The sequence below is a fragment of the Zhenpiania hominis genome, from assembly GCF_014333425.1.
In the GTDB taxonomy this organism is placed as follows: domain Bacteria; phylum Bacillota; class Clostridia; order Peptostreptococcales; family Anaerovoracaceae; genus Hominibacterium; species Hominibacterium hominis.
This window is the reverse complement of record NZ_JACRYT010000052.1, coordinates 1-1,846: the sequence shown is the minus strand read 5'-3', so window position 1 is coordinate 1,846 and position 1,846 is coordinate 1. Positions and strand designations below refer to the sequence as shown.

General features: G+C 48.5%; 1 protein-coding gene. It reads right to left on the bottom strand.

What is annotated here, in order from left to right:
• Window positions 1-382 precede the first annotated feature (382 nt).
• On the bottom strand, window positions 383-1,699 hold the full coding sequence (locus H9L42_RS16635; protein ID WP_187304514.1) for an IS30 family transposase: 1,317 nt from the start codon (window positions 1,697-1,699) through the stop codon (window positions 383-385).
• Between the last annotated feature and the right edge of the window lie 147 nt (window positions 1,700-1,846).

Genomic DNA, 1,846 nt, shown 5'->3' with positions numbered 1-1,846 from the left:
GGTGACTTGTAAAAATAACGTCCAGTTTGTAAGAGTAAAATCCATGTTGTAAGAGTTAAGTCTACAGGATGGATTTTACTTTTACAAAAATAGAGAATTATGGATGGATTTGTGCCGGTTTTAAGGATATAATGGACAAAAAGCCGGAAGGATGCGCATGATAACAAGAGGTCGAGTTCACAAGGTTGCCTTAGGAATTAGTGAATTCCACCTCTGGTAAGAGGGATCCGATTGTCATCCAACTGCGCAGGACTCCGGCCTTTTGATATGTTGTCCTTCCATCCGCATCCGCCTGTGATTCGTGGAGCTTGTTTGTGATACGGCTCTATGGGAAAGGAAGCGGATGTAAAGAAGGACACGCGCTTTGCGCGTGTGAAGCCGTTTAACGCGGCAGGCGATATGGTTCTAACAGCTTGGGTGTGAGTACAATTTCGTTGGGCGGGATCTTTTGAACCTGTAACCGATCCAGAGTTTGCCTTCCGAAATAGAAGGCAAACATTTCATAAGGAGATTTATCGCCAAGTTCCGGACGGCTGTAGGAATTGATGTGATCCATCATGACCCGTATACCTTCCTCAGAGAACAGGCCAATATCCCTGCCTTTTGGGATTATCCGTCTGATAAATTCGTGATTGACTTCGCAGGAGCCCTTCTCATTTGGGGAGGCGGGGTTACAGTAAAACAAACGAGAACGGCGGGTGCCGTTTTGTGCAAATTCCAGAGCGCGGGGGTCCGAGAACTCACTGCCGTTATCGGCTAAAAGCAAAGGGAACAGCTGTCGATACCGTTGCGGGCCGAGCCGATCGGAAAGTTCCTGGAAAATCTGCGTGACGGATGCTGCATCGTTCCTCGTTCGGAAGAAGGCGAGCTGGAACTTCTGCAAGACAAAATGAATGGTAAGCAGGACGGCTCCGCCTTTGATTCCTTCCACAGTATCCAGTTGGACGACAGGGAGAGCAGGGTGGGCTTCACGGAAGGTTCGAAAGTCGTCATAGGTTCTGCCAATCCTGCAGGTCTTGTCCACCTTGAAAGGAACGGATTTCTTTTTTCTGGGACGGAAGCGTACTTTTCTTGGCATATCGATGTTTCTGGCTTCAAACAGACCATGATCGGCATAGGTATACAGGGTTTTCTCACAGCACAGGATCCGGCCTGGATGATGAAGCAGGATATGGTGAAGGGAGTGGCCGTTCCTGAGCAGGGGGCTGATCACCTGGTCCATCTGAACTCGTTCCTGCTCGGTCAGGTTGAATCCGGAACGGGATTCAGAGCGGACTTGCTCATATTCCTGCTGGGCGCTTTTGGCATCATAGAGATGTTTTTCCAGGGTACATTCGTTTCGATTCGGACAGCCATTGCAGACATAAGGGGGGTTCCGAAGCAGGAGACAGTCCTCTTTCCGATAGTCCGGACAGTTTCTGCAACCCTTGCCGCAGAAACTGCATTTGGTTTTTCTTTTTCGACTGCATGGGGAACAAAGATCGCCGAAATGAGAACAGCGGCGTCTGTTTAAGCAGTCATTGAAAGGCCGGTAGGGAGCCCCCTTGGCTTCAAAAAGGATATGAGCCCGGATTTCTTTTGAAATCGTGGTGCAATCCTTTCCGATCAAGGAAGCGATGGCTCGAAAGCTGAGACCTTCTCCAAGGGAGCGCTGGATCTGGTAACGTTCATCCAGGGTCAAATGTTTGTGTTTGCTCATAGTTTCCTCCTGTTCCGGCCGGAGTAACGAAGTGGATGAATAGATAGATTCTATCATTCCGAGCTATTAAATTCCACCCACCTTGTTTAGAATTAATAACTTCCATGTGCACCGAAGAACGGGTGGATGTTACTTTTACAAGTTACT

Bases quoted from the DNA above. Each gene is read 5' to 3' on its own strand.
- H9L42_RS16635 (WP_187304514.1), bottom strand. From the start codon at position 1,699: ATGAGCAAACACAAACATTTGACCCTGGATGAACGTTACCAGATCCAG.